Below are 23,286 nucleotides of genomic sequence, written 5' to 3'. Positions count from 1 at the left end.
TCACGGAGCCGATCCGGCTTGGTCTTCCTTGACGCCGCGGGCGACGATTCGAAGCGCACCGTCCGGCAACGGCCGCTGCAACTTCAGGGCCTCGTCGACAGGCGCCGTCATCCAGGACTCGACTTCGTCCGGGGTCGTCAGGATCACCGGCATCGCCTTCGGATGGATCGCACCGACCTCGGCGTTCGGCTCCGTCGTGAGGAACGCGTAGAGGTCGTTGTTGGTCTCGCCTTCCTTGACCTTTCGGACGGACGTCCAATTGCTCCAGATACCGGCGAAGCAGGCGAGAGGACGGGTCTCATCGAGCGCGAACCAGATATCGCCGCCCTCGGCCTTTTTGAACTCGCTGAACGAGTTGAACGGCGCCACGCAGCGGTTTTCGGCTCCCAGCCATCGTGTCCAGTGCTTGCTGTTCACGTTGCGGATGTTGGTCGTGCCGCCGTCCGGCTCCATCCGTAGCAGTTCCGTGAAATTGACGGTCTTGCCCTTGGCCTGAAGCTTTTCGGCCCGTTTCTTCGTGGCATCCATCAGCGCCTTTGACGACGACGGCATTCCCCACCGCGCCGTCGCGAGTTCGCGGCCCTCGGCCCCGTTGCGCACGATCGGTGCCTTGTAATCGGGAAAAACCCCTGGCATCGGCGCCAGATTGCCGACGTATCGGTTAACGACGCGAAACAGCGCGATGATGGCGGCCTGGTTTGTCGTGATCGAATAGAGATTGCACATCGGTCAGGCTTCGGTTCGGGGGTGGCGCGGCTGCCACGCCAATTGTAGCAGAGTCGCGGATGGACGCCGGCCCGCCTTGACGCATTTGCGGCAGCGCAGCCGGCTGGCGAGATCGTGCACAAAGGTGGTCGGCGGATGCTTCATCGCCGCAAGGTCGACGTCGCTCGGTGTCTTGCAGCGCGAGCACCTGATTTCTAGCCAGGGGAAGCCTCCATTCACGGCCTGGTCGATGGTGGGTGACGGATCGACCGGTTCGCCGTCGCTCCACATCCGCTCGTTCCAGCTTTCGCAAAGCAGCCTGTCAGCTTGCTGGATCATCGCCTCGCCTTTGGCCCGCATCTCCGCCGATTGGGCGGTCAGGATGTTTGCCATTGCCCGCGCCTTGCCGAACTCTTTCGCCAGAGCCTTGCGATCGCCGCCCGACAGCGGCGTAGGGTGATATTTCGGGGCCATCCGGACATCCAGGCGCAAAGAGATCGGATCGGCGATCCGGAGCGGGTTACGGCGTCTCGAACGCCGGCCAGCACCCGTCTTCCTCATGCCTGCCGGTGCGCTGCTGGCAGGTGTTGTCGAGCAGCCGCTGCGCAACGTCCTTCCAGACCGCGTTGCCACCATACAATCGGACTGCATCGGCGGTCTGGATTTCCACGGTGCGCTCGCAGCGGCTGCAGGAGATGCGCAGCACGTGACGTTGAATCTCGGCAAGACGCCGTTGCCGCATCTGGGCTCCGGTCGCATCGGCGCGAGGATCTTTGAGTACCGATTCCCAATATTCGGCCGGGAGGGGCGCATCCGAAGCCGCAGCGGAGGGGCTTGGCCTACGGGCGGCTTCGGCGGCCAGCTTTTCCATCTGTTTAGGGGTCGGCATGCGCCAGCTCGCGGGTCGGTCGGTCATTCCGAATTAGAACATAAAGAGAACAAAAGTCGAGTCCGCTCAAGCCCGTGTACGAGAAAAAATCATCCTGCGGGGAGGGGCGCGGTGTCGGAACCAAGCCGGGCCGTTCGTCTTGAATCCGGCATCAGTATTGGAGTTCCCCCGTCATGGCCCCCCGCGCTAACTGGAAAGGCTTCCTGCGTCTTTCCCTCGTCACCTGTCCGGTCGCGCTCTATCCGGCCACGTCGGAATCCGAAAAAGTCTCCTTCAATCAGCTCAATCGGAAGACCGGCCATCGCATCAAGTACGCAAAGATCGATGCCGACACCGGCGAGGAAGTCGCCAACGAGGACATCGTAAAGGGCTACAAGGTCGACACCGACACCTTTATCGAGGTGACCAAGGAGGAGCTCGAAAACGTCGCGCTGGAATCGACGCGAACTATCGAAATCGACGAGTTCGTCGACCGCAGCGAGATCGACCCGCGATATCTGATCCGCCCCACTATCTCGTGCCGGACGGCAAGGTCGGCCATGACGCCTTCGCCGTCATCCGCGAAACCATCCGTGAGATGAACAAGGTTGCGATCGGACGGGTGGTGCTGACCAACCGTGAGCACATCATTGCCCTCGATCCGCTCGACAAGGGGCTGATGGGAACGTTGCTGCGCTATCCCTACGAAGTTCGCTCCGAGAAGGAGTATTTCGACGATATTCAGGACGTCAAAGTCACCAAGGACATGCTTGATCTCGCCAAGCACATCGTCAACCAGAAGGCGGGTCACTTCGAGCCGGACAAGTTCGAAGACCAGTACGAAACCGCCCTGATCGACCTCATCAACAAGAAGCGCGCCGGCAAACCTATCACCGCGAAAGAGCGACCGCGTGGCGAGAACGTCGTCGATTTGATGGACGCGCTGCGCAAGAGCATTGGCGGCGCAAAGGCGGTAGAGGACTCCAAGCCGGCCAAGAGGGCACGCAAGGTCGCCAGTGGTCAGAAAGAGATGCTGATGCCGATCGCCGGCAAGAAACCAGCGAAGGAGGTCGCAGCGAAGAAGCCGGCCTCCAAGCCGCAGCGGAAGTCGGCCTAGCTGTCGTGAAACACCCGGTGACGCCGGACGGCGCTACTTCGTGGTCCGCGGCAGTCTCTGGCGGATGGCGAATCCCGGTCCGACGAAGCCGAGCGAGCCGAGTTCGTCGGTCGGCTGATGGAACCCGGCGGGCGGTACGCGGCGCCAGGAAAGCGACCCATCCGGACGCCGAAGCAACGGCGCATCGGGCGGTGGACGAGGTCAAGCAGCCGCTCGGCGAGCGCGGTCCCGTGTGGTGGGGCGACGAGTCGCCAAATCTCAACCGGCACGTGGCGAAGAATACACGTTATGCCGAGTGGTATGCGAAACTAGCTCGCTCCGACCAGGGAGGAATGTGAATTGCCAAAAGCCGCTATTTTCGATTTGGACGGCACGCTACTGGACTCGGTCGATCTCCACGCGCTGGCATGGCAGGAAGCTATGCTCAAGTTTGGCCACGATGTGAGTTTCGAACAGGTGAGAGGCCAGATCGGCAAGGGCGGAGACAAGCTTATTCCCGTCTTCCTGTCCGACGATGAACAACTGGACCACGGCAAGGACCTGGAAGAGTGGCGCGGCAATCGTTTCAAGACCGAGTATCTGCCGCTTGTGCGTCCCTTCTCGGCGGTTCCGGACTTGCTCCGGCGCGTGCGCGACGCTGGACTTCAGATCGCAGTTGCATCCTCAGCCAAGAAAGATGAGGTCGAGATGTACCTCGACATCGCAGGCATCGCCGACCTGGTGCATTTGAAAACCTCTTCCGACGACGTAGAAGAATCGAAACCAGCGCCTGATATCTTCGAGTTCGTCCTCAAGAAGCTCAAGCTCGAAGGCGCCGACGCCGTCGCGATCGGTGACACGCCCTACGATGCCGAGGCAGCGGGGAAGGCTGGCATAACGACCATCGGCGTGCTTTGCGGCGGGTTCGCTGAGAGTTCGCTGAGGCAAGCCGGATGCGTCGAGGTGTATCCGGGGCCTGCTGCGCTACTAGCCCTTTTCGAACATTCGTTGCTGCGCAAGTAGCCAGACGTCGCGCCTCAGATCCTGCGCCGTTGCTCAGCTCTTGAGTTTCCCCGCAAAATAGGAGTGATATGGCAGCGCTGACAAAGACTTCCAAGCGATCGACGTTGAGCGCCGGCATTCTGGCCTACCGGCAAGGCGCTCGGGGGCTCGAGGTCCTGCTCGTTCACCCCGGCGGTCCGTTCTGGCGCAAGAAAGATGGTGGCGCCTGGTCTATTCCGAAGGGTGAAATCGATGCCGCGGAAGACCCAGAGCAGGCCGCGCGACGTGAATTTGCCGAAGAACTCGGCAGCAGCGCCTCGATTGGTCGGCTGCAGGCCTTAGGGGAGGTTCGCCAGCGAGGAGGGAAACGCGTGATCGCATTCACCGGCGAGGGCCATTTTGACCCCACGGCACTGGCGGGCAACACGTTCGATATCGAATGGCCGCCCCGAAGCGGTCGGCGACAGAACTTTCCCGAAGTCGACCGCGCGGAATGGTTCGATATCGAGTTCGCACGAACAAAGATACTCTCCGGGCAAGTGGAGCTTCTCGATCGTCTTTTGGCGATGACGGGTGAGAGCGCAGGGAAATGACGTTCAAGATTGGAATCATTTCGGACACGCATGGCCTGTTGAGGCCCGCGGCAGAACAACGCCTGGCGGGCGTCGACCACATCGTTCACGCCGGGGACATCGGGCGCCCCGAGATCGTCGACGCGCTTCGCAGGATCGCGCCCGTCACCGCCATCCGTGGAAACGTGGACAGCGGCGAGTGGGCCCACGAATACCCCGATACGAAACTGGTGCGCCTGGCGGGAACGTCGATCTACATTCTGCACGACCTGAAGACGCTGCAGGTCGACCCCGGCGCCGATATCGACGTGATCATTTCCGGACATTCCCACGTAGCGAAGATCGACACGGTCGGCGGCGTTCTCTATCTGAATCCCGGCAGCGCGGGACGGCGACGCTTCAAGCTGCCGATTACGCTTGCGATGCTCGAAGTCACGCCTGAGGGCATGCGACCGGAAATTCACGACCTCGGAGGCGACTGAACACACGACCGGGGAGGGGAATTCACAGCGGAGGAGGTGAAGGCGTTAATTCGTTCCGTTTGCCGGTTACACCCGAAGGGAAGCGCTATTTGCGCGGACGTTCTCGTTCGCGCACGACATCCTTCGCCCGCTTGTCGGACCTGAGCCCGAGGTAGACGGGTTGGCGCAGGTCGCCCTTGCTCGTCCACTCCGCGAATTTCACCTCAGCAACCAACGAGGGCTTTACCCATGTCGTGGCGGCCTCGTCCTTCACTTTGGAAGGGAAGGGTGATTTAGGGACCGTCAGCTTCACGAGCTTGGCATGGAGGTCTTCCAGGACCTTGTGGCTGAAGCCAGTGCCGACATGTCCGATGTAGCGCCATGCGTCGTCTTCCCGTACGGCGAGGACCAGGGCGCCGAAGAACGGCCTGGTGCGCCTGGGCGCTGTGAAGCCGGCGATCACCACTTCCTGTCGCTTTGTTGTCTTGATCTTCAGCCAATCCGAGGTCCTGTTTCCGGACGCATACGCGCTGTCGGCGCGCTTCGCCATGACGCCTTCCAGACCCTTCCGCTCTGCCTCGGCGAAGAATTTTGTTCCGTTCCCTTTGCGGTGATGGCTGAAGGCGATCAGCTTGTCGCGCGGTAGAATCGCCTTTAGCCGCTTCTTGCGCTCGAGGAGAGGCTGCTTGCGCAAGTCGACTTCGTTTTCAAACATGAGATCGAAGGCGCAATACAGGAGCTTCGCCTCATGGCGCAGCGCGTTCTGCAGCAGCTGGAAATGCGAGACGCCGTCCTTTCCGATCGCCACGAGTTCGCCGTCGATCACAGCGTCGCCCTGCACGCCCTCCAGCGCTTTGGCGACCTCCATATAGCTGCGGCTGATGATCTTGCCATTGCGGCTGTAAAGGGCAACCTTGCCCCGCCGGATTTCCGCGATCATCCGGAAGCCATCGTACTTGTCCTCGAAAACCCAGCCGGGATCATCGAACGGCGCGTCGGTGAGCGTGGCGAGCATCGGCTGCAAGCGCTTGGGCAGGGTCGACGTCCGGCTCATTCGAGGCCAATCCTTAAGAGCACGTTGCGAAATGCACGGACGTCCTTCAAGGATGAGGGAACGCTTTGAGGCCGCGTCGTGTTCCACAGGCGTCGGGGCGCGCGAGCTGGACGATTTCGGTAAGGGCGGATCAGACCGATGGCCAGAAAATTGAAGACCTACCAGACCTCGCTGGGCTTTTTCGATCAGGCGATCGCCGCGCCATCCATGAAGGCGGCTCTGGAGGCGTGGGGCGCCGATAGTAACCTCTTCCACCAGGGCGCGGCAAAGGAGAGCCACGATCCGGAGGTCGTCGCAGCGACCATGGCAAAGCCCGGCGTCGTTCTGAGGCGCCCGGTTGGAACCGACAGACCCTTCAGCGAACATGCCGAGCTGCCCACCGATCTTGGCGGACGACGGACAAGCGAAAGCCACCCGAAAGAGCTTAAGGACGAAAAGCGTTCCTCTCGCCCCGTCGACAAGGCGGCGGAGCGAAAAGCCGCTCTCGCCTACGAACGGGAGCAGAGGCGCCGCGAGCTTGAACGAGCGAAGGAAGAGGCCGCCAGGCAAAAAGCGCGTAAACGCGGTCAGCAGATGGTCGACGAGGCGCAGGCCGCGTTGGACAAGGCCGAGCAGGAACATGCGAAGCGGGCTGCCGCCATCCAGGCCGAGGTCGAGACTCTCGAGAAGAAATCGCAAACCGAAGAAGCCCGCTGGGACAAGGAGAAGGAGCGATTGGAAGCTGCGCTCCGGCGCGCGCGGGGGTAGCTAACCGATCTTGGTCGGCAGCACTCACGAGCAGCGCGCCAAGCGGTTAAGTGGACCGGCACGACGTAGAGCTATGGCAGCTTGAAAATAGCGACGTTCACGCGCAAACAGTAAGGCGGCTGGGTTGCTCAAAATTGATTAGGCCGTGTACCTATAAACCCGGCGACGTCATGTGACCGGTGACTTCCGCTTTGTCCTATAGCGACCAAGTTCGTGGGGCGTGAGAGCAGCGAAGCCAAGCTCGATTGGGTTTTACGTCGGAACGGCGATTTCGCAAACTAGCCCTTCCGCGCGCCAATCAAAATGCACCTTGCCGCCAAGTGGGCTGATCGTTCCTTCGATGAGGCGGCTACCAAAGCCCTTGCGTTCGGGCGCATTTATCCTCGGACCGCCCAATTCGGTCCAGCGGAGCATTAGCTGTCCATCCTCGGTGCGCGACCACGCCAATCCAATCCAGCCTTTCGCGTTAGATAGCGCTCCATACTTAGCAGCGTTGGTCGCTAATTCATGCAAAACCACAGCAATCGCCTGCGCAGTGGTGGGTTCTAAAACGATTTGCAGACCCTCCATCACAATCCGCTTGTCGTGGCCTTCTTGGAGATAAGGGGCGAACTCCTGCTTGGCGATCGCCGAGACCTCGGCTCCTATCCACCGCGTTTCAACAAACAGCGAGTGAACATTTGCCATCGCTTGGATGCGCCCGCTGATCACTTCCTTGAGGCCCTCGGAAGTGTCCGACTGAGAAAGATTAATGATTGCCTGTACGTTCGCGAGGATGTTCTTGCTTCGGTGCTCCGCCTCGCGAGCCAGAATGCCAATTTGCTCCTGAGCTCGCTTGTGCTCGGTAATATCTCTAGCAATCTTAGATGCACCAATGATGTTGCCATGGGCATCCTTGACAGGAGAAACGGTCAGCGAAACGACGATTGAGCTACCATCCCTACGTCGCCGAACAGTCTCAAAATGGTCGACGCGCTCACCTCGCCGAATGCGAGTTAAAATCTCGCGTTCTTCGTTTTGTCGGTCCGGCGGGATCACAAGCGTTATAGGCTGGCCGATCGCCTCGGCGGCTGAATAGCCGAAGATGCGCTCAGCCCCCCTGTTCCAGCTTGTAATAATGCCGTCCAAATTTTTGCTAACGATCACGTCGTCGCTATTTTCAACTATTGAGGCCAGCAGATTGGCCAAGCGCTCGGCACGTTCCGAGGCCGGCTCGTTGACCGGAGATTCCCGTTGAAGTCCCGCTTCTCCTTTGATCGCCAATAGGACCCCCAAACCCAGATGCTGCACTGCCATTGGTGTGCCAATCATAGCACCGAAAGCAAGGGCAAGAAGGTGTCCATTGGGACGGTTTCAGCGGAAATTGTCGGTCTCCTTCTACTCGGTAAGCGCCCAAGGGGCTGCCCTGAAGCGTTGCGTCTGGACAGACCGCCGTGATTCAAACTCCCGAACTGTGGCTCGACTCATGCGCTACGAACTCACCGATGGGGAATGGGCTGCCGATAGACCGCAGTATCGGGGGGAGCCGAAGGAACGGCGACGTACCCTGAGCGTTAGGGATTCGTGGGAAAAGTACGAGTACACTGCCCGCCGTTGCTCAGCTTCGGCGGGCTTTTTGTGAGTTGCGTTGTGATTAAGCGTTTAGAGATGCCGGGGTTCATTAAACCCCAGCTTGCCACCCTGAAGCCGAAGGCTCCGAAGGGGGACCAGTGGATTCACGAAATCAATACGACGGCTACCGCGTCCAGCTGCATATCAATAGCGGTAAAAAGAAGGTCTTCACCCGCAATGGGCTGGACTGGACCAAACGCTTTTCAACCATTTCCGGTGCCTTCGACATTACCGGTCAAGCCATCATCGATGGTGAGGTGGTCGTCATCCATGAGGGACGCACCAACTTCTCCGAATTGCAGGCCGAACTCGCCGCAGGACGCCAAGACCGGCTGGTCTACTATGCCTTCGATCTTCTCTGGCGAGACGGAGATCTCCGCAAGCTTCCCCAGCTTGAACGCAAGCAACTGTTGGGGGACCTGATTGGTGAGAACGACGTCGGACTGCCGGTCCTTTACAGCGAGCACCTCACCGGCGACGGGCAGAAGATGTTTGAGCATGCCGTCAAGCTTGGCTGGGAAGGCATCATCTCGAAGCGGGCCGACGCGCCTTACCGATCAGAGCGGACTGAGTCCTGGCTGAAAATCAAAACCGTGATGAAGGGGAAATTTCCGATCATCGGGTTCATCAAGGATCCCACGGGGGTCGCCGCGCTCTACCTTGGCAAGCGGGAACGCAAGGAGCTGGTCTACATGGGTAAGGTCGGGGCGGGGTGGAATCGCACGACCTCAAGCCAAATCCGCAAGGCGCTCGACGCCGTCGAGAGTCCAGAGTCCAAGCTGACCAAAGCCGTAAAGAAGCCGAAGGCGACATGGGTAGACCCGGTCTTTACGGCGGATATCGAGTACCGCGACGTCACTTCGGAAGGCTTGCTGCGACAAAGCTCGTTCAAGGGCCTCAAGAGGAACGCGGCCTTGAAAAGTGTTTTTCACTACATGAGCGAGCCGTTTCCCCACCTTATGGAATACGCGGTGCAAATCGCGTGGGATTATTTGGAGAAGACCGGTCAGATTGATGACGGGGCATTCACCAGCCGTTTTCTTATGCGGACCGTAGAAGACATGATCCTCACAGGTGAACGGCGACGGCCGCTGTTGTAGAACCGCGCGATCGCGGCTTACGAGCGACTGAACCGAAATAGGGAAGTGGCGGCTTAGCGTCCTAGCTGCGCTGCACCGAAATTCGCCTGCATCCGCTCTCGGGCATTCTTTCCTACCCGAAAGGCGCGCGCGGGCTCGAGGTTCTGCTCGTTCACCCCAACGCGCGCAAGCACGTGGAGGCTGGGCCGCTGAAGCGTCGCGCCGGGTGCGCCTTACTTTTTCTGATCGGACACTAAATTTTCTAATGCCTTGGGCGGTTGTAGCCCGGGAGATCGAAGCCAATTGTTGATGCGTGATGCCGTTTCGGCTTGTCGGGCGCGCCGTAAAAGCAATTCCCTGGCAGTGCTTCCGGGAGGTTGTCTTTCAGCTGCTTCTTTAAATTTGATCGCCTCTTCTTTCAGCCTCTCTTCAAAGGTCGAACTGTGTTTGATGCGCCGCCTCTTTGCCATGGCGCTGTCCTCCCAGCTAATGGTTGAAAGGGGCCATAATTTGAAGAAAGCTCGCGTTACTCGTCTGTCCGATATCCGACTAAATCCCGGGCGAATAATGGCTAACGTTCGACGCTTGCCAATCTAGCCTTGGACGAGTTCATGAAATGTCGCGGTGATCTCCGCAGCGGAATAGGGCTTGGGCACAAAGTGCGCGCCCTCCGGCAGGTCGCTCGCTGGGATGCGGGCGCGGCCTGACGTCGCCACGATCTTGATCGGCGGCCAGCGTTCTCTGACGAAATGGGCAAGCTTCAGCCCGTCCATTGAACCCGGCATGTTTACGTCGGTGAAGATGAGGCGAATATCGCTGCGGGCCGACAGAATCGCGATGGCCTCGTCTGCATGGCCGGCCTCGAGGACGTCAAATCCGGCCGCCTCGAGGGACGCTCTGGTGTCCATCCGGATCAGAAATTCGTCCTCGACAATGAGCACAACAGGGCGCTTGCAAGCGCTGGGCGCATCTGACCGACGTCCGTGCTTGGCAGGGGCAAAGTGCCTTAAGTGTCGGATACCCGACACTACCGCTAGACGTCAAACACAGTCTCGGCGAAGTCGTTCCGCAGGCGAGAGCAAATTAGTCGAGAGGGCCCAGCAACTCCTCGTACCGGCGCTCGATGCGAGCGTAACAGTCGCACGAGACGTCCTGCAGTCCCTTGGCGTCGACGATGGAGATGCGACCTCGGCCGATTTGAATGAGACCGGCATTCTGCAGTGTGTGCGCTCGACCAGATTAATGGTTGTGCGCTGCACCCCGAGCATTTGCCCGAAGAATTCCTGGGTCAGGCGGATATCGTTGCTGCCCAGTCGTCTCCTGCACTGCAGGAGCCAGCGCGCAGCCCGGTTTTCGACTTGGTGTAGGGCCTGACAGGCGGTCGATTGCTGCGACTGGGCCAGCAAAGAGAGATCGAACAGGGCTACGATTTTTCGAAAGCTTTCGCTGGCCTGTCCGACACGGTGAACTTCCGCAGCATGGATTCTCACGGCTTCACCGGCGACTTGCACGACCGAGTCTGCGAACGAGGTCGTGATGCCGTGTATGGTCGACGATCCGATCATGCCTTCGCGCCCGACGATGGAGGTCTCGGCGGTCGCGCCCTGCTCGGTGGTCGCGAGAACGGAAACGATGCAGGAGCGCGGGAAATAGGCGAACTCGATGTCAGATGAGGAGCTGTGGAGCAACTCGCCATGTTCAACCGTGATTGTCCGCATGTGCGGTTTCAGCAGGGCCAGCGCTGAAGCATCTAGCTTGCTCGGGAGGTGATTTTCAGCGGCCACGAGGAGCTCCAGCGCGAGTTAGGCGGGAGCTTCAACTCTCTCTGTCACCGATGCCTGACGATCCGGCGATAGACCCATAATGGGCGCAAGTAACGGCAATAGCTAATTAATTCCGGGTTGATAGTCGGGTACCAGACAGTTCGGCGGATATATTTGGGAGAGAATGTGTTCGTAACTCTGATTGAAAGTGCCGGCGCAAAATGCGGCCACACGGAAACCAAGACGCTGCCCGCCGATCCGCTCCGGTCCGACGCCGCGGGCTGGATTAATGGTGAATTGCGGCCGCCTAGGTGAGGGCCGCCTGTAGTCGCCTCGCTACCGAAAAGACCTGAGCGACCTCGTCCCACGTGGCCTCTAGTTGCCGATGAAGCCGAAGCCTCCACCGTGTCGGCTTATCGCCACCAAAACCGGCCTCGAGGACGTCAAAGCCGGCCATCTCGATGGCCGCTCTGGTATCGATCCGGACTAAAAGCTCGTCCTCGACGATAAGCACAGTCCTTGCGAGCGCTGGGCTGCATCTGACCGACGTCCGCGGCTGAGCAGGGCAAAGTGCCTGAAAGTGTCGGGTATCCGACACTGCCAGTAGACGCCAAACCCAGTCTCGGCGGACTCGTTCCGAAAGCTGGAAGAAATTTAGTCGAGCGGCCCCAGCAGCTTCTCGTAGCGCTTCTCGATGCGCTCGTAACAGTCGCATGCCGCGCAAGAGCTCGTAGTTTCTCGCGGGAACGATCGATGATGATGTTGCGCTTCGCGTGTTCGGAGAACAACGGCAGCGTCGTGATAGCGGTCCCGTCCGATCACCTGCGACGCGGCCTCAAGGGTTCGCCTTACCTTTACTGGCACGGCGCGTTAAGGTGCTCAGCAAGCATTATATCCATGAAGGCCGTTCAAAGTCGGCACGATGAACGTGGAGTTGGTGTTGGCGCAGCGCAGAAGACATTCCTGCCAAAGACATTCCAGGAGAGCTGTGTGTTCTTCTGAGGCAGGAAATCGCTCGTGATGGGGCGTCCGGCGAGCGTCGGTAATCGTCTTCTCGCCGCGTTGCCATCGGCAGACCTCGCTTTGCTCGCCCCTCTCCAGAAGGTGTCGCTTGAACAGGACGCCGTGGTGATACGAGCGGGAGATCGACGCGACCATGTTTACTTTCCCCATAGCGGTGCCATCACCTTCATGCTCAGCCTTCCGAACGGAGAAACGATCGCAACTGCGGTAATCGGCCGCGAGGGAGCGATCGGCGCATTATCGGTGCTGGGACCCTCTTTCATGTCGTCCGTGACCGCGGTCGTGCGGGTGGGCGACACCGCATCGCAAATCTCCGTGTCGCGGTTTCATGCAGCCTACATGAAGAGTGGCGCAATCAGACATGTAGTCGAGGCGCACACGCGGTCGATACTCATGCAGTTCCAGCACGTCTCAGCCTGCAACGGACTGCACTCGGTCGAGGCCCGCATGGCCCGGTGGCTGCTTCACCTGCACGATCGAACCGAGGACAAAAACATCCTACCATTCACGCAGGAGACGCTTTCGCAGTTGCTCGGGGTGCGACGAACGACCGTGACGCAGGTGATTGCCAAACTCCGCGCCTTAGGTGCCATCAGATCCGTTCGGCGAGGCTTGGTCGAAATCGACAGGGCGCGGCTCGAAGAAGCAACCTGTGAATGCTACGACATCATACGCGGTGCAACCGATCGGATCGTCCCGCATGAAGTCGTGGGTGCGCACCCGCATTTTGCGTCGGCCGACACACTCCACGGTGTATGATCGTTTTCAACCTTACATAACCGCCCGGCCACGAGAGCTCAAGAAATCCGCAATGTTTCGGGGAAACGGCGACGGCCTTCTCCAGGTCGTCAGGAGCGAGGCGCCAGGCGGCCAGGCTCGTGTTTTTCGACGGGACGTGTTCAGATAAGGATGGTGGTAGTTCCGGCAGCGAGCTTCATCATGGGCGCCACGCCAGACGAGGAAGTAGCTTCTCCTCGGGAAGACCAGGTTCGGGTGGTCATTGCTGAGCCGTTTGGGGTCGGACGCTTTGCGGTGACCCGAGGCCAGTTCGCCGCATTCGTCGCATCAACCGGCCACAAGACGGACGGCGACTGTTATCGGACGTCTGAACCGAAGCGAGAGGCTGAAAGCAATTGGCGTTCTCCGGCTTCGCGCAGGACGACCGCCAAGCGTGCATGTCGGCACCGCCGGCTATGTCTACCAGCAGGTCACCGGCGACAGCGGCGCCGGCGCAAAGCTTGGCGATTTCAAGGGCCACTCGGTCGGCATCGGCCCACAGATCGGCTTCTTCTTTCCCGCGTTCGAAGGATACACGGGCTATCTGAACATCCGCGGCTATTGGGACATCGCCACCGAGAACCGGCCGACGGCCCAATTCGCGATGGTCACGCTGAGTTTTGCGCCGGCCGTGCCGGAGAAACCAACGACGCCGCGCGGACCGAGGCATTCGAAGTAGCTCGAAAGCGATGCCGAGGCGGGGCCATCTGGACCCATGTAGGTGCGACGCCCCGGTGGACATCGACACAGGACAGCGGACTCAGAATTGGCCGGCCGTAAGCGACGAGCCCCGTGCCTTAGCCAGCGGTCGCTAGTGGCATCACCTCCCGCAGGAGCAGTCGGCCCGTGAGGCCACCGATCCGGACTTCAGGATCGCCTCATCGCTACTTTGTGCGAACTGACGGGTGTTGCGCTTTCCGAGGCATAGGAACGCACAGGCCACTGATTGGAGCTTAACGGTGGCCAAGCCGCTTCCGCGAACTCTGCGCTGGACGCGATCTCCAGCAACATCGCCGTTCGTTGGCGACCGCCGGTGCGGTAGGCAATGAAGCGTGCGACGAACTCGGAAGCCGAGCGTGGCAAAAATCCAAATCCAACGGCTCTCACCAGCTCGGAGTGAACCTCTCTATTCGCGTCGTCATCCCAAAGCTCACAATAAGCGAGCATGGTGCTGTCTTCGATGAGAGGGACGGTGGCGATCAATTGCTTGAATATTTCCGAGGCTTCGTCATTCCGGGAATCGCGTATCTTTATCGAGCGCCAAATGGCGGCGGCCTCGAAGACTTCACAGAGGACAATTCGACGCCTTTCGCCAGCGGGCGTTGTCGCCCGTCGGCTTGTTGGTGGCCATGTCCAATCCTCTCACGGTAAGAACTGATTTCCAACCGCAGGCGCCGCCGCTGGTTCCGGACAAGGGCGTGTGGAAGCGTGCAAGGCTCCAAGGGCGTCAGGCGCGGGCGGATCCGACGGTGTCGGCCATTGTGGCGCCCCGCGTCCCCATCGGCTGCGGCGAGCCGGTTGTCGTGTCGCGAGCGGTCTGATGCTCCATTTCGGCGTCGAGTTCGGCCCCAGCAGAATGACGATGGCCGAGATCCAGAGCCACGTCATGAAGCCGATCACGGCGCCGAGGGAGCCGTAGGTCTCGTTGAACTTGCCGAAACTCGCGGCATACCAGGAGAACAGCGCGGAGGCCGCGAGCCAGAGCACCGCGGCCACGGCGCTGCCCCAGGTGATCCAGCGCCATTGCGGCGCCTCACGGCTGGGCCCGTAGCGATAGATGAGCGCCAGCGCCAGCGCTACCGCGACGAACATCGCGGGCCAGCGCGCGATGCGCAGCATCAAGTCGGCGGAGTTCGACAGGCCGATGAAATTGAGGACGACCGGGATGACCACCACTGCGCCCAGCGCCGCGAGCACGAACAGGATCCCGGCGAGCGTGAAGGACAGCGAAACGGCGTTCAGCTTCAGGAATTCGCGCTTCTCCTTCTCGCCGTAGACGATGTTCAGCGTGTCGAACAGGGACTTCATCGCGGCGTTGGCGCTCCAAAGCGAAACCAGAAGCCCGATGACGAAGGTCGTCCCCAGCGTCCCGGTGCCCTTCGACGCGACCCGCGTGAGCTGGTCCCGGGCGACGTCGAGCGCGCCACCGGGCAAGATCCCGGAGAGCTGGTCCAAGTGCCAGCCGATGGCGGTCGGATCGGAAAATAGACCGTAGATCGCGACCAGCGCCGCGATCGCCGGGAAGATCGCCAGCAGGCTGTAGTAGGTCATGCCGGCCGCCAGCGCCAAGACGCGGTGTTCGGAAATGTTGGAATAGACCCGCAGCATATCCTTCCACCCGCGGGCAGGCATTTCGAAAGGCGAACTCGCCAGCCGGCCGCGATCGTCCCGGTCCCGGGTCTCGGCGGCTACCTCGCACGGCGCTATGTCGCCTGACCTGTCGCCCAAACGACTTCTTCCGTCGGAGGCTTTGCGAGGGCGGTCTTCCGCTGGCGCCAAGAATGCCGTCAGGGTTGCCACCATCAGCAGAACGGACCCCGAGATGACGGTCCACTTGTCCAGCCGGGCCGGCGGTCCTTCCCGATCGGCTCCTGCGGAGTCGCCTGCGTTGTTAGCTACCATCGCCATGGCTTCGTCTCTGCGGGAAACAGCCCGTCAGCGCTGGACTGACTTGAGGCCTGCTCACGCCGGGAACGACCGTCTCGGCGGAACGTTCCAACGCGCCCGATGCTGCGGCCTGGTTTGAAGAGGCCAAAGCGAGACGGCTATTCGAGTTCGATTTGCGTCTGAACGGACCGGACGATCCTGTCGAACGCAGCCTTGGCGGACTGATCGTCGGTTGTCCATTCCATTGTCCAGTTCGGTCGCCCGTTCAGCGGCCTGAAGGTAGCGATGTCGTAGGCACCGCCTTCGCGCGACAGCGACGCTGCGAGTGTGGGGTGATCATGGACCAGGGACCAAACCCTCGCTTCGATATCGCGCCGACCAGCCTTGACGGGGTGCAGTTCATATTTCTGCTGAAGGTCACTGGCGATCCGGTCGAGGCGGTTAAAGCAAGCCACGGACACCTTGTTCTCCTTGCCCGCGATCCCGAAACCCCAATTGGCATCCCGGCGTGGCGTGGGCCCGAATATGAAAAGGTCTTCCAGATCGCTGCACTCTTCGTGCTGGCGAGCGGCGGCCAACATCATCTGCCGTAGTTCCTCTTCGCTTCTTCGTTCCTTGCCCACCTGCTATCTCCCTGGATTCAAGAAACTCCATGTCCCGGGTGCGTGCGGGAGTCTGCGCGCTCAACGGAAAAAAATGTGGCCCTTTGCAGCCGGTTGGCAAGCGGACAATGGGTCGCGCCCCGACCAGTCATTGGGGGCGGCAAGACTGCGCCCCGGCACTGTCGTAGCGGAGCTAAGGCTCGCAGCCCGCTGTTCAAAGACAAGCGCTCGCGCGGATAGCCAAAGGCGATGGTCTCGATCCCGCGCTGAAAGCAATCAGCTTGAGGAAGCCGAAGAACTGGAATCCGCCATCAGATTGGAGATGGAGGCATCACCGGCGCATCACCGATGCAGGCCGGTCCGATCTAGATCCGATGGAGAGCAAGGCCGTGGCACCCAGGCCGCAGCAGGCCCAGATAACCGCGTCGGAACCGCCGCCGGCAACGCCTCGTCCTGCAAGCCTCATCGTTTCCGGACCGGATCGCCTTCGCGTAGAGCGGCGCGACGTCGCCGGCGACAGACCAGACCACGGCAGACGGCCAACGCCTCCTAGACAGACGTGGTCGCGTTCGAGTTTTGCGGCGCTGATCAGTGACTAAATTAATCGGTAGCGTTTGCAGTCGGCCCCGGCGCTTGCAGTGCATCAGCGATTGAACTCGTCGGCGTCTCCGCGCGGAGCTATGCCCGTGACACGCTGCACGAACTGCGGTGCGCGTATCTCGCTGCGCTCGCGCGGCGGCGGGCGCTCGGAGGGATCCCGGCCCACCTTGGCCCGTAGCTCGACCAGGTCGGTGAAGATGTCCGCCTGGCGGCGGAGTTCGTCCGCGATCATCGGCGGCTGGCTGGCGACGCTGGAGACCACCGTGACGCGGACGCCGCGGCGCTGCACCGCCTCGACCAGCGAGCGGAAATCGCCATCGCCGGAAAGCAGGATCATCTCGTCGACATGTGGGGCGAGTTCCATGGCATGGACCGTGAGCTCGATGCGCATGTCGCCCTTGACCTTGTGGCGCCCGGAGGCGTCGACGTATTCCTTGGTTGCCTTGGTCACGACGGTGTAGCCGTTGTAGTCGAGCCAGTCGACCAGCGGCCGGATCGAGGAGTACTCCTGATCCTCTATGATGGCCGTGTAGTAGAACGCGCGGAGCAGCGTGCCGCGGCCCTGGAATTCGCTCAGGAGGCGCTTGTAGTCGATGTCGAATCCGAGCGACTTGGCGGTGCCGTAAAGGTTGGGGCCATCGATGAAGAGCGCAATCTTGGCTGGTGAGGACGACATTTTGCGCGCTCGAATTGGTCCGGTGCGGCGTCGCGGCCGTACGGGCTCCGGTTATGGGTACTGAAGCGATCCGAAGTCGCGGTGGGGCGGCTTGTCAGTCGCCGCTCACACTGCTCACCCAATATCCGGGCGGAAGCAGACGCGCTCTCATTCATCGGACATGCCCGAGGCATGCCATCAATGGAGCCAATTGTAGCACGAATGTCTGATGCCCGACATTAATTTTCAACGTAGCGATGCGGATCGTTTGGGTTTCAAAATCGTTTTTCAGTAACAGTTGAACCTGCGCCACGAAGCAAAGACAGACGATAGCAATGCCGGATCAACTTGCCCTTTTTGAAATTCGCCTGAGAAAACGCGGCCGGGCTTTTCGGTGGCAAGTCTGCACGACCGATGGTCGCGCCGTCTTGCAGGGCTCGGAAGGCAGCCGGACCGCCGCCAGGTACCAAGGTCATCGCGCGCTCTTTCTGATGCTGGTGGCTTCGGCCTATCGACCGCCCCGGTCCAGGCATGCCGGCGGGAGCCATTCGCGACGAAGCCGTTCATCAGCCAGTTGATGGGGGGCGCGTATTAGAAAGCTCCAGCTCCAATCCGTAATTTTACGGAATCCAAATCTCGCGGCGACTGTGTTGTAGTGTCAGGGCACCGGGCAGACGACATTTCAATCAGCAATCGATATTCCGGTGGGCCGCAGGCCGATTGGCTGCGGCCATTTATTTTTGGGTTCCGCTTGCGAGCCTGATCTACGGCCATCCGCTTATCGGCCGGATCAACTGTCCCCCGGGGGCTCTCTGAAGCGCTGCCGATAGTCGTCCTGCTACCGTTTTCAGTTGCCCCTAAACGCTGCCCCGGGAGCCGGCTCCCACGCCGTGTCGATTGGCGCCGCCGAACGTGCAGCGCGCGCCGAAAGCTGGCGGTCCGGCGCCGGGTGTCTGCGTAGTATCTTCTGGTAGACCCGGACATAATCGGCCGCCATGCGGGCAGAAGAGAACCGGTCCTCGAATCTGGAACGGATGATCCTGCGGTCGAGCGCCAGCAAATGGGGAATGGCCCGCACGGCCTGGTCGACGTCGGATACGATGCATCCCGTCACCCCATCTTCGACGATCTCCGGCACCGACCCGCAGCGAAATGCGAGCACCGGCGTGCCGCATGCCATCGCTTCGATCATGACCAGGCCGAACGGCTCGGGCCAGTCGATCGGAAACAGCAACCCGGCCGCTTGGCCGAGAAACTCGCTCTTGGCATTCTCGCAGATCTCGCCGACGAACTCGATTCCCGGCCCCTCCAGCATCGGGGCGACCACGTCCCGGAAGTAGGCATCGTCCGCCTTGTCGACCTTTGCCGCGATCTTGAGCGGAAGACCGGCCTGCCGCGCAATCGCGATCGCGCGGTCGGGCCGTTTCTCAGGCGAGATGCGCCCCAAGAAAGCAAGATAACCGCCTCTCGGCTGGAAGTTCGGCGTCAGCAGATCGAGCGGCAGTCCATGATGGACGGTTGCGACGAAGTTCGCGCCCGACAGCGGCGTCCGCTGCGCGTTCGAAATCGAAACCAGCGGCATGTCGGAGAACCGGCGGTAGAACGGCATGTGGTCGGCGAGGTCCTGCCTGCCGTGCAGGGTGGTCAACGCCCTGCCGCGCTCGAAACGGAAAAGCGGGAAATGCAGGTAATCGATGTGGAAATGGAGGACATCAAACTCGCTGGCGCGCTCGGCTACCTTGTCGAGCATAACCATATGGTGGGGCAGGGGATCGCGGACGCCCGGATCGAGGCGCAACGCGCGCGGGATGCAAGGCACCAGTTCGGCGGAGGTGATGGAGTCTCCGCTCGCGAACAGAGTCACCCGATGTCCTTGCCGGACGAGTTCCTCGGTCAGGTATGAAACGACCCGCTCCGTTCCGCCGTAGAGCCGAGGCGGAACGCTCTCGAATAGCGGAGCGATCTGCGCAATTCTCATTTGCGTCTCTCCGTCATCGCCCCGGCCGTTCACCGATCGGCAGGAGCGTTCCATCGAGCCGGGCGCTCAGTGCGCTCCTAATCTTTTGCAGCGCACGAACTTCGATCTGGCGAATCCGTTCGCGCGACACGCCGAAGGTCGGGCCAAGTTCGTCCAATGTCTTCGGCCGTTCCGCCAAGAAGCGCGCTTCGATGATGTGACGCTCCCGGGAAGTCAGGGCAGCCAGTGCGTCTTCGAGTGCGGAACGGACCCGTTCGCGATCGACTCTTTCGGACAACAGGCTTTCGGGGTCTGGCGACGGATCAACCAGGTAATCTTGCATTTGCTCCGAGCCGTCCTGCTGGGTCAGCGGCAAGTTAAGCGAAATGTCGCCGCGGATCCTGCCATTCATCTCGACGACCTCCCGGGGAAGGACCTGCAGCTGTTCGGCGATGTAACCAACCTGGTCCGGCGACAGGTCGGCTTCCTCGCCTGCCGAAATCTGGCTCTTGAGTTTCCGGAGCTTGAAAAACAACTTCTTCTGGGCCGCCGTGGTGCCGATTTTCACTAAGGACCAGGACTTCAGAACGTACTCATGAAGGGTCGCCTTGATCCACCACATCGCATAGGTGGCAAGCCGGACGCCTTTTTCGGGCTTGAACCGCTTGACCGCCAGCATCAGGCCGACATTCGCTTCCGAGATCAGGTCGGCGACGGGAAGGCCGTAGCCGCGATATCGAAGGGCGAGCTTTGCGGCCAACCGAAGGTGACTGGTCACCAGGCGATAGGCCGCTTCGCGATCGCCGTCCTCTCGCCAACGGCGTGCGTACATCGCCTCGTCGGCCGGATCCAGCAGCGGAAACTTGCGAATGGCGGCGAGGTAGCGGGGGAGCCCGCCGTCCGCGTGAAGCGGAGGCAGATTCGACACGATTGAAAGGGTGCTCATTTCCAATTCCTCCTTAGAGCAAAGTGGGGTTCGAGCTACGGGCATGGGCTTGGGCCCTGACGGCGCCCTAAGTGCCTCATGCAGCCGGCGACCACAAAATGTCGTGGCGCCCGAAATGTTCCTTCGAGATTTGAATGACGTAGCGAATTGCGGCGGGACCGGTTATGCGGCGTGTGCTGGCGCTGGCATGGCATTATCCGCCGGAACGTTCGCGCCCTGAGCGCCAGCAGCTCAGGCTGGACCTCGTGCTGGAGCGAAGGCCTGCCAGGCATGCCTTCGGTGATTGCCTGGTCGATCAATATTCGATCCACGTCCAGGCCATCAGGTTTCGCCATCCATGCTCCCATCCGCACCGCCGCCATGGGCGAAGTCCAGCCTTTCTCGCCGCGGCGATCGGTCCGGACGAACCGCACCGGAACGGCCTTGCCGTAGCTGTCCTGAAGGGCACCTAGTCCGAGCCACCCGAAGGTTTCGTCCCAGAAAGCCTGCTTCATTTTTGCGGTGCCCGCTCTGGGGTGGTCTGCACGACGGACGGAAAGCCGCTGACGGTTGGCGCAAAGGATCGCGGCCCCGAGCGTCGAAGAATTGAGCTCAACTGTCACGAGTGGGTCGTCGTCACCGATCCATTCCATCAGCGGCTCGAAAGACGGGAAGCCGCGCCGCTCGACGATAAAGACGTAAACCCCTTGCTGCGGGCTGTTCTCGTGATCATGGCGCCGCCGCGCCGGCCGCGAGCTACCGCATCCCGTGCGAATGCCGGCGGGTTCAGCGATGGTCTTTCGATCATTGTCGTTCGCGGCAGTGCGCCTCTTGGGAGCTAAGGCCAAGCAGCATGGTTCATCCATGCTCTTGCGACCAGTCCGTCAGGTCAGGAAGAGCACCCCTTGCAGATGTCCGGGACAATGTCTTCGGCGCGGAAAACCGGGTTCCTGTCGCCGGCACGGTTGGACCTTGTGCTTCGACCGGACGGTATCTGCTGCGGTGCCTCCGTCTGAACGACGGCGTTCGAGCCGCTATGCTGCTTCAGCTTCGTTCGCTGCGCAGCGGCCGCTTCGCTTGCGCTGAAGAGCGTGGCGAACGCGATAAAAGCTGCGAGTACACCGTGCATCGTTCCTCCGCCACATCCTCCTGAAAGCAACGTGGACCGCCTAACAGCCATCTCCCTGCGGGATCTGGCGCCAGTCCTACAAAGGCCTTGGCGGCGGTGGATTTAGGAAAGCGGCGCCGGCGGTCAAGAGGTGCGAATGCCCGGGACCAGAGGGCCGCGCTTGCTCGAGGCATGGGTTTCGACTGCGTCAAATGTCGGTCACTCGATAAGTCCGGGTGCGAACGGGTACGGCCGCACGCTTGATGGCTTTACCGAAGCCACTCCCGTGTTGAAAATTGTAAGACGCGCGCCGGCCGGGATCTTGAAACCAAGCCGAACGCTTCTAGTTCTTTTAGTGTCACAAGCGTGACGCCGGATGCCGTCAGGGTCCGGCCAAGGCCGCCGGAGAATGCGCCGGCGTTGCTCTTTCCATGTTGCTCAAAGGAGGATGTGGTTATGAGAACCTACGATCTGTCTCCGTTTTGGCGTTCGAGCGTCGGGTTCGATCGCCTGTTTGATCTCGTCAACGACACGATGAACGACAGCGATGATTATCCGCTGTATGACATCGAGCGTATCGACGAGGACCAGTACCAGATTTCACTGGCGCTGGCCGGCTTCGGCTCGGAAGAGATCACCATCACCGCGAAGCAATCGACGCTCACCGTCGAGGGCCACAAGGCGAACAAGGGTGATCACGACTATCTGTATCAGGGAATCTCAATGCGGCCGTTCCGCCGCGTCTTCAACCTGGCGGACTTTGTCCAGGTGAAAGACGCCGCCTTCGAAAGCGGTATGCTGAAGATTGCACTGGTTCGGGAAGTGCCGGAGGCGATGAAGCCGCGTCGCATAATGATCGAAGTCGCCAGCAACGAAAACCAGCAAATCGAGCAGAAGCAGGCGGCCTGACGGAGTTCCGTTCAAAGTGTCGAACTGCCTGTGCGCGGCGCCGCCGCGTGCAGGTGAGTTCTGTCCAGCAAAACTATGGAACAAAGGAGGACAATTATGGCACTACGCGATCTGATACCGTGGAACAACGGCTCTCGTGATCTGAGCCTGAATCGCAATGAGCCCAATCCGTTTCTCGTGCTTCACCGCGAGATGAATCGGCCGTTCGACGATACGTTTCGCTCGTTCGATATCGCCCCGTTCAGCTCTCAGGCAATGGGATGGCCGAGCGTCGAGGTCAACGAGACTGACACGGAGGTTAAGGTCGTCGCCGAACTTCCCGGCCTCCAGGAGAAGGACGTCAATGTCGAACTCGGGGACGGCCTGTTGACCATTAGCGGCGAGAAGAAGAACGAGACCGAGGACAAGGAGCGACGCTTTACCGAGCGCTACTACGGGCGCTTCGAGCGTTCCATCCCGATCGATGACGTCGACCAGGACAAGGTCGTGGCGTCGTTCAAGGATGGCGTTCTCACCGTGACGCTGGCGAAGTTACCGAGCGAACGGCAGAAGGTGAAACGAATTGCCATCAACGGCAAGTAACCGCGGCGCGGGCGGGCGCTTGCGGCCTCGTCCGCACCGGCGGTTTGTCATCCACCAGTTCAGTCGTACCGCGGCTGATCTCAGAATGAGAGTGAAAGGAGCCATGTAAGGAGTTGCAGCCATGAACACAGTCTGGAAAAAAGATATGATCGCTGATGTGGTAGGTCTTGTGATCGGCCTGGGCCTGTTTTTTTCGCCTTGGGCCGTGGGATTCTCCACTGAAAGCCCGATGAACTGGAATGCCTGGCTAAGTGGCATCATGATCGCCGCGCTTGCTGTAGCAGCGCTGGCACTGTTTGCCGAGTGGCCGGAGTGGCTAACTCTCGCGGCCGGCGTTTGGGTCGCGGTGTCGCCATGGGTGCTGCATTTCTCGTCTAACGCAACCGTCACACCGCTCCACGTCATCGCCGGAATTCTGGTGGCGGCTGCTGCGGCTTTGCGACTCTGGTATATGCACCAGAGCTATCCCCGTGTGACAGCCTGATACTTGGCAAGGGAGGCCTGCACGGCCTCCCTTGTCCTTTGCCGCACGAATGCTGCGCTTTTTCTCTCTTCTCCGCAAAGATCGCGCGATACGCCCGTC

25 protein-coding genes and 3 pseudogenes are annotated in these 23,286 nt (G+C 60.7%); 12 read left to right on the top strand and 16 right to left on the bottom strand.

What is annotated here, in order from left to right:
- The 3 genes from ABIE49_RS20040 to ABIE49_RS20030 are packed head-to-tail and all read right to left on the bottom strand — an operon-like array spanning position 1 to position 1,621.
- Positions 1-726, bottom strand: coding sequence for an SOS response-associated peptidase (locus ABIE49_RS20040; RefSeq protein ID WP_192739096.1), 726 nt, complete (start codon positions 724-726; stop codon positions 1-3).
- Positions 727-729: 3 nt separating this feature from the next.
- Positions 730-1,179, bottom strand: a complete 450-nt coding sequence (locus ABIE49_RS20035) for a hypothetical protein (RefSeq protein ID WP_192739097.1) — start codon at positions 1,177-1,179, stop codon at positions 730-732.
- A 46-nt stretch (positions 1,180-1,225) separates the two neighbouring features.
- Positions 1,226-1,621 carry a hypothetical protein gene (locus tag ABIE49_RS20030; RefSeq protein ID WP_192739098.1) on the bottom strand — a complete coding sequence of 132 codons (396 nt, stop codon included), beginning with the start codon at positions 1,619-1,621 and terminating at the stop codon, positions 1,226-1,228.
- Between the two features lie 146 nt (positions 1,622-1,767).
- Between ABIE49_RS20030 and ku the strand changes: the two are divergent.
- The 4 genes and pseudogenes from ku (at position 1,768) to ABIE49_RS20010 (ending at position 4,725) form a co-directional block, all read left to right on the top strand.
- A pseudogene (gene ku, locus ABIE49_RS20025) lies at positions 1,768-2,690 on the top strand (non-homologous end joining protein Ku).
- A gap of 339 nt (positions 2,691-3,029) precedes the next feature.
- Positions 3,030-3,692 carry an HAD family hydrolase gene (locus ABIE49_RS20020; RefSeq protein ID WP_192739099.1) on the top strand — a complete coding sequence of 221 codons (663 nt, stop codon included), beginning with the start codon at positions 3,030-3,032 and terminating at the stop codon, positions 3,690-3,692.
- 68 nt (positions 3,693-3,760) lie between these two features.
- The gene (locus ABIE49_RS20015) at positions 3,761-4,264 is read left to right on the top strand and encodes an NUDIX hydrolase (RefSeq protein WP_192739100.1); all 504 of its coding nucleotides are present in this window, start codon (positions 3,761-3,763) and stop codon (positions 4,262-4,264) included.
- Complete coding sequence (locus ABIE49_RS20010) at positions 4,261-4,725, top strand: metallophosphoesterase family protein (RefSeq protein ID WP_145831221.1); 465 nt, start codon at positions 4,261-4,263, stop codon at positions 4,723-4,725. The genes ABIE49_RS20015 and ABIE49_RS20010 overlap by 4 nt, the downstream gene beginning before the upstream one ends.
- An 85-nt stretch (positions 4,726-4,810) precedes the next feature.
- Here the strand turns inward: ABIE49_RS20010 and ligD (ABIE49_RS20005) are convergent, their stop codons facing one another.
- Positions 4,811-5,758, bottom strand: a complete 948-nt coding sequence (gene ligD / locus ABIE49_RS20005) for a non-homologous end-joining DNA ligase (protein WP_192739154.1) — start codon at positions 5,756-5,758, stop codon at positions 4,811-4,813.
- 138 nt (positions 5,759-5,896) lie between these two features.
- Here ligD (ABIE49_RS20005) and ABIE49_RS20000 point away from each other — a divergent pair, with 138 nt between their 5' ends.
- Complete coding sequence (locus ABIE49_RS20000; protein WP_192739101.1) at positions 5,897-6,505, top strand: cell envelope biogenesis protein TolA; 609 nt, start codon at positions 5,897-5,899, stop codon at positions 6,503-6,505.
- A 252-nt stretch (positions 6,506-6,757) separates the two neighbouring features.
- Here ABIE49_RS20000 and ABIE49_RS19995 read toward each other — a convergent pair whose 3' ends face one another.
- Positions 6,758-7,801, bottom strand: a complete 1,044-nt coding sequence (locus ABIE49_RS19995; protein WP_210337479.1) for a PAS domain S-box protein — start codon at positions 7,799-7,801, stop codon at positions 6,758-6,760.
- A 413-nt stretch (positions 7,802-8,214) separates the two neighbouring features.
- On the opposite strand from ABIE49_RS19995, the gene ligD (ABIE49_RS19990) reads away from it, so the two are divergent.
- On the top strand, positions 8,215-9,216 hold the full coding sequence (gene ligD / locus ABIE49_RS19990) for a non-homologous end-joining DNA ligase (protein ID WP_354066900.1): 1,002 nt from the start codon (positions 8,215-8,217) through the stop codon (positions 9,214-9,216).
- A gap of 212 nt (positions 9,217-9,428) precedes the next feature.
- Here ligD (ABIE49_RS19990) and ABIE49_RS19985 read toward each other — a convergent pair whose 3' ends face one another.
- The 3 genes from ABIE49_RS19985 to ABIE49_RS19975 all read right to left on the bottom strand — a co-directional run bounded on the left by ABIE49_RS19985 (position 9,429) and on the right by ABIE49_RS19975 (position 10,979).
- A complete protein-coding gene (locus tag ABIE49_RS19985; RefSeq protein WP_192739102.1) occupies positions 9,429-9,665 on the bottom strand; it encodes a hypothetical protein in 237 nt (78 codons plus the stop codon).
- Positions 9,666-9,788: 123 nt separating this feature from the next.
- Positions 9,789-10,136, bottom strand: coding sequence for a response regulator (locus ABIE49_RS19980; protein ID WP_354066899.1), 348 nt, complete (start codon positions 10,134-10,136; stop codon positions 9,789-9,791).
- Positions 10,137-10,235: 99 nt separating this feature from the next.
- Positions 10,236-10,979 carry a Crp/Fnr family transcriptional regulator gene (locus tag ABIE49_RS19975; RefSeq protein WP_192739103.1) on the bottom strand — a complete coding sequence of 248 codons (744 nt, stop codon included), beginning with the start codon at positions 10,977-10,979 and terminating at the stop codon, positions 10,236-10,238.
- Between the two features lie 999 nt (positions 10,980-11,978).
- On the opposite strand from ABIE49_RS19975, the gene ABIE49_RS19970 reads away from it, so the two are divergent.
- From ABIE49_RS19970 to ABIE49_RS19960, 3 genes and pseudogenes are all read left to right on the top strand, one after another.
- Positions 11,979-12,740 (top strand): Crp/Fnr family transcriptional regulator, encoded by a 762-nt coding sequence (locus ABIE49_RS19970; RefSeq protein ID WP_192739104.1) that lies wholly within the window; start codon positions 11,979-11,981, stop codon positions 12,738-12,740.
- Positions 12,741-12,890: 150 nt separating this feature from the next.
- A pseudogene (locus ABIE49_RS19965) lies at positions 12,891-13,139 on the top strand (SUMF1/EgtB/PvdO family nonheme iron enzyme); the annotation flags it as partial.
- A 13-nt stretch (positions 13,140-13,152) separates the two neighbouring features.
- Positions 13,153-13,437, top strand: coding sequence for a transporter (locus ABIE49_RS19960; protein WP_354066898.1), 285 nt, complete (start codon positions 13,153-13,155; stop codon positions 13,435-13,437).
- Between the two features lie 188 nt (positions 13,438-13,625).
- On the opposite strand, the gene ABIE49_RS40075 is transcribed toward ABIE49_RS19960, so the two are convergent.
- The 8 genes and pseudogenes from ABIE49_RS40075 to ABIE49_RS19920 all read right to left on the bottom strand — a co-directional run bounded on the left by ABIE49_RS40075 (position 13,626) and on the right by ABIE49_RS19920 (position 20,952).
- Positions 13,626-13,961, bottom strand: coding sequence for a hypothetical protein (locus tag ABIE49_RS40075; RefSeq protein WP_192739105.1), 336 nt, complete (start codon positions 13,959-13,961; stop codon positions 13,626-13,628).
- A 244-nt stretch (positions 13,962-14,205) separates the two neighbouring features.
- Positions 14,206-15,281: pseudogene (locus ABIE49_RS19950) on the bottom strand (YihY/virulence factor BrkB family protein).
- Positions 15,282-15,523: 242 nt separating this feature from the next.
- Positions 15,524-15,988 (bottom strand): hypothetical protein, encoded by a 465-nt coding sequence (locus ABIE49_RS19945; RefSeq protein ID WP_192739106.1) that lies wholly within the window; start codon positions 15,986-15,988, stop codon positions 15,524-15,526.
- Between the two features lie 622 nt (positions 15,989-16,610).
- Positions 16,611-17,243 carry a LabA-like NYN domain-containing protein gene (locus ABIE49_RS19940; RefSeq protein WP_192739107.1) on the bottom strand — a complete coding sequence of 211 codons (633 nt, stop codon included), beginning with the start codon at positions 17,241-17,243 and terminating at the stop codon, positions 16,611-16,613.
- Positions 17,244-17,497: 254 nt separating this feature from the next.
- Positions 17,498-17,698, bottom strand: coding sequence for a hypothetical protein (locus ABIE49_RS19935; protein ID WP_145831225.1), 201 nt, complete (start codon positions 17,696-17,698; stop codon positions 17,498-17,500).
- Between the two features lie 371 nt (positions 17,699-18,069).
- On the bottom strand, positions 18,070-19,200 hold the full coding sequence (locus tag ABIE49_RS19930) for a glycosyltransferase family 4 protein (protein ID WP_192739108.1): 1,131 nt from the start codon (positions 19,198-19,200) through the stop codon (positions 18,070-18,072).
- 13 nt (positions 19,201-19,213) lie between these two features.
- Positions 19,214-20,125, bottom strand: coding sequence for an RNA polymerase sigma factor RpoH (gene rpoH / locus ABIE49_RS19925; protein ID WP_192739158.1), 912 nt, complete (start codon positions 20,123-20,125; stop codon positions 19,214-19,216).
- Positions 20,126-20,160: 35 nt separating this feature from the next.
- Complete coding sequence (locus ABIE49_RS19920; RefSeq protein ID WP_192739109.1) at positions 20,161-20,952, bottom strand: hypothetical protein; 792 nt, start codon at positions 20,950-20,952, stop codon at positions 20,161-20,163.
- 716 nt (positions 20,953-21,668) lie between these two features.
- Here ABIE49_RS19920 and ABIE49_RS19915 point away from each other — a divergent pair.
- From ABIE49_RS19915 to ABIE49_RS19905, 3 genes are all read left to right on the top strand, one after another.
- On the top strand, positions 21,669-22,121 hold the full coding sequence (locus ABIE49_RS19915) for an Hsp20 family protein (protein ID WP_192739110.1): 453 nt from the start codon (positions 21,669-21,671) through the stop codon (positions 22,119-22,121).
- A 96-nt stretch (positions 22,122-22,217) separates the two neighbouring features.
- Complete coding sequence (locus ABIE49_RS19910) at positions 22,218-22,703, top strand: Hsp20/alpha crystallin family protein (protein WP_192739111.1); 486 nt, start codon at positions 22,218-22,220, stop codon at positions 22,701-22,703.
- Between the two features lie 121 nt (positions 22,704-22,824).
- Complete coding sequence (locus ABIE49_RS19905) at positions 22,825-23,187, top strand: SPW repeat protein (protein ID WP_192739112.1); 363 nt, start codon at positions 22,825-22,827, stop codon at positions 23,185-23,187.
- Positions 23,188-23,286: the final 99 nt, after the last annotated feature.

Origin of the sequence: Bradyrhizobium sp. OAE829 (assembly GCF_040546575.1) — a bacterium.
Taxonomy (GTDB): Bacteria; Pseudomonadota; Alphaproteobacteria; order Rhizobiales; family Xanthobacteraceae; genus Bradyrhizobium.
This window is presented reverse-complemented; position numbering and strand designations above follow the sequence as displayed.

Coding starts and splice junctions, on each gene's coding strand:
- ABIE49_RS20035 (WP_192739097.1), bottom strand. CDS start 1,179: ATGGCCCCGAAATATCACCCTACGCCGCTGTCGGGCGGCGATCGCAAG.
- ABIE49_RS20015 (WP_192739100.1), top strand. CDS start 3,761: ATGGCAGCGCTGACAAAGACTTCCAAGCGATCGACGTTGAGCGCCGGC.
- ABIE49_RS20010 (WP_145831221.1), top strand. CDS start 4,261: ATGACGTTCAAGATTGGAATCATTTCGGACACGCATGGCCTGTTGAGG.
- ligD (WP_192739154.1), bottom strand. CDS start 5,758: ATGAGCCGGACGTCGACCCTGCCCAAGCGCTTGCAGCCGATGCTCGCC.
- ABIE49_RS20000 (WP_192739101.1), top strand. CDS start 5,897: ATGGCCAGAAAATTGAAGACCTACCAGACCTCGCTGGGCTTTTTCGAT.
- ABIE49_RS19995 (WP_210337479.1), bottom strand. CDS start 7,801: ATGGCAGTGCAGCATCTGGGTTTGGGGGTCCTATTGGCGATCAAAGGA.
- ABIE49_RS19910 (WP_192739111.1), top strand. CDS start 22,218: ATGGCACTACGCGATCTGATACCGTGGAACAACGGCTCTCGTGATCTG.
- ABIE49_RS19930 (WP_192739108.1), bottom strand. CDS start 19,200: ATGAGAATTGCGCAGATCGCTCCGCTATTCGAGAGCGTTCCGCCTCGG.
- ABIE49_RS19905 (WP_192739112.1), top strand. CDS start 22,825: ATGAACACAGTCTGGAAAAAAGATATGATCGCTGATGTGGTAGGTCTT.
- ABIE49_RS19935 (WP_145831225.1), bottom strand. CDS start 17,698: ATGACCTTGGTACCTGGCGGCGGTCCGGCTGCCTTCCGAGCCCTGCAA.
- ABIE49_RS19915 (WP_192739110.1), top strand. CDS start 21,669: ATGAGAACCTACGATCTGTCTCCGTTTTGGCGTTCGAGCGTCGGGTTC.
- ABIE49_RS19970 (WP_192739104.1), top strand. CDS start 11,979: ATGGGGCGTCCGGCGAGCGTCGGTAATCGTCTTCTCGCCGCGTTGCCA.
- ABIE49_RS19940 (WP_192739107.1), bottom strand. CDS start 17,243: ATGTCGTCCTCACCAGCCAAGATTGCGCTCTTCATCGATGGCCCCAAC.
- rpoH (WP_192739158.1), bottom strand. CDS start 20,125: ATGAGCACCCTTTCAATCGTGTCGAATCTGCCTCCGCTTCACGCGGAC.
- ABIE49_RS20030 (WP_192739098.1), bottom strand. CDS start 1,621: ATGACCGACCGACCCGCGAGCTGGCGCATGCCGACCCCTAAACAGATG.
- ABIE49_RS19985 (WP_192739102.1), bottom strand. CDS start 9,665: ATGGCAAAGAGGCGGCGCATCAAACACAGTTCGACCTTTGAAGAGAGG.
- ABIE49_RS20040 (WP_192739096.1), bottom strand. CDS start 726: ATGTGCAATCTCTATTCGATCACGACAAACCAGGCCGCCATCATCGCG.